We start from the raw sequence: 2,328 nt of genomic DNA on the forward strand, positions 1-2,328 counted from the left end.
TGAAAGAGGCCGGGGCCAGCCAGCCCACCAGAATGCCGAGGACGATGCCGGTCAATACCCAGAAGTACAGCTGCCTGTACCAGCGTTTCTTGGGGGCCGGGATTTCCGTGCCCGCAGTGGTGATGTGTCCCATGATTCCTACCTCATTGTGGAATGTCTCTGGAGATGCTTTAAGTGTGGGGGTTTCCACGGGGCGGGTGCCAGTTCGGCGCAGCCGCCCCGTGCAGTGTGTAGCGTTCGACGGTGGCCGCGCGGCCGGCGTCGTCCGTTTCAGTGCGCCGCAGCGCTAGACGGAAGCGTTAGACGGCCGCCAGGGTGCGGGCCAGGGCCTCGATGATGGCGTCGGTGACGTCCGCGGTGGTGGCGTCGCCACCGACGTCGCGGGTCAGGTGGCCGGCGCCGGTTGCCTCTTCGATGGCGGCCTCGACGCGGCGGGCTTCCTCGTGCAGGCCGAAGTGGTCCAGCATCAGGGCTGCGCTGGCGATCGCGCCGATCGGGTTGCTGATGCCCTTGCCCGCGATGTCCGGGGCCGAGCCGTGCACCGGCTCGAACATGGACGGGAAGCGGCGCTCCGGGTTCAGGTTTGCGCTGGCCGCCAGGCCGAGGCTGCCGGCCAGGGCCGAGCCGAGGTCGGAGAGGATGTCGGCGTTCAGGTTGGAGGCGACGACCACGGAGAGGTCTTCCGGGTGGAGGATGAACTTGGCGCTCATCGCGTCGACCAGGACGCTCTCGGTGGCGACATCGGGGTAGTCCAGGGCAACACGCTGGAAGGTTTCGTCCCAGAGGACCATGCCGTACTGCTGGGCGTTGGACTTGGTGACGGAGGAGACCTTCTTCACCGTGCGGGTCCGGGCCAGATCGAACGCGAAGCGCATGATGCGCTCGCAGCCCTTCTCGGTGAACAGTGCGGTCTGCAGGGCGACCTCGTTGCCCGGGCCGCGGCCGCTGAGGTTGCGCCCGCCGAGGCCGGCGTACTCGCCTTCGCTGTTTTCGCGGACCACAATCCAGTCGAGCTCGGTGGTGTCGGCCTTGCGCAGCGGGGACTGGACGCCCGGGAGGAACTTCACCGGACGGATGTTCGCCCACTGGTCAAAGTTCTGCGTGATATTCAGGCGCAGGCCCCAGAGGCTGATGTGGTCCGGGACGTTTTCCCAGCCGACAGCGCCGAAGTAGATGGCGTCGAAGTCCTTGAGGGTGTCCAGTCCGTCGGGGTCCATCATCTGGCCGGTCTTGGCGTAGTACTCGCAGCCCCATGGGAACTCGGTCCATTCGAAGGCGAACTTGCCGCCGGAATTCTGCGCCAGGGCGTCCAGGACCCGGCGTCCGGCGGAGACGACCTCTTTGCCGACTCCGTCTGCGGGGATTGAAGCGATGCTGAATGTCTGGGTGGCGCTCATGTGCCTACCTCCTCGTTGAGTGTGTTAGCAGCGTCACACTGCCTTCCTCTTCAAGTAGACGGGCCGGCACCACATGCCGTCCAAGACCAAGATCCGATCCGCTAGATAGGTTCAGCCTATTGATGATGCGCCGGGGGAGGCGTTTCTGTCCCTCCTTGCGGTTGCGGGGCCGCGTGCAGCCGCGCCACCGCCAGGAAGGACCGGGCTGCGGGGGTCAGGTCGTCCCTCCGGCTCAGAACGGCAACATCCAGGTAGGACACGGGTTCGATCAGCAGCGTCCGCAGCCCCGATTTGTGGGCCAGGGGCGCCCACGACGACGGCATCACGGCGTGGCCGACCCCGGCCAGGACCAACGGCAGGATCGAGGTCCGGTGGGCGACCTCGACGACGATTTCGGCGTCGATCCCCCGCGCCAGTGCGTCGTCCACAAGCCAGCGCATCAGCGAACCACGCTGGCTCGCGACCAGGCGGTGGCCGGCCAGCTCCTCGCGTTGGATCGTTGTTGCGGCGCCAAACGTATCGGACTGGGGATTGACGAGAAGGATCAGCGGCTGGCGATCGAGCTCCAGCACCTCAACGCCGGGAACCTTGATGGGCGTGGGGGAGCCTGCCAGCCCGATCTCCGTGCTGCCGCTTCGGACAGACTCGATGACGTCCTCCGGGGTGAAGGCGGCGCTGACATTGAGCCTGACCAGGGGATGCGCCCGGGTGAAGGCGGCGATCATCGAGGACAGGGGCTCGATCCCGGGTGAGGGCATCGTGACGATGTCCAGCCGTCCGCTGCGCAACCCACGCACCGACTGCACCGCGGACTGCGCAGCATCGAGGTTGCGCATCACGAGCCGGGCCGGCCCGATCAGCTCCTTGCCCGCCTCGGTGAGCACCGCCCGCCGCCCGATCCGGTGGAAGAGCGGCACGCCCAGCTCCTTCT

General features: G+C 66.9%; 2 protein-coding genes. Both read right to left on the minus strand.

The window, feature by feature from the left end; genetic code table 11:
• Nucleotides 1–299: 299 nt before the first annotated feature.
• Nucleotides 300–1,397, minus strand: a complete 1,098-nt coding sequence (locus LQV45_RS26295; RefSeq protein WP_230009632.1) for a tartrate dehydrogenase — start codon at nucleotides 1,395–1,397, stop codon at nucleotides 300–302.
• A 116-nt stretch (nucleotides 1,398–1,513) separates the two neighbouring features.
• Nucleotides 1,514–2,328: LysR family transcriptional regulator (locus tag LQV45_RS26300; protein WP_230009634.1), on the minus strand; the 815-nt coding region annotated here is incomplete at its 5' end.

Source organism: Microbacterium sp. Bi128 (assembly GCF_918698205.1).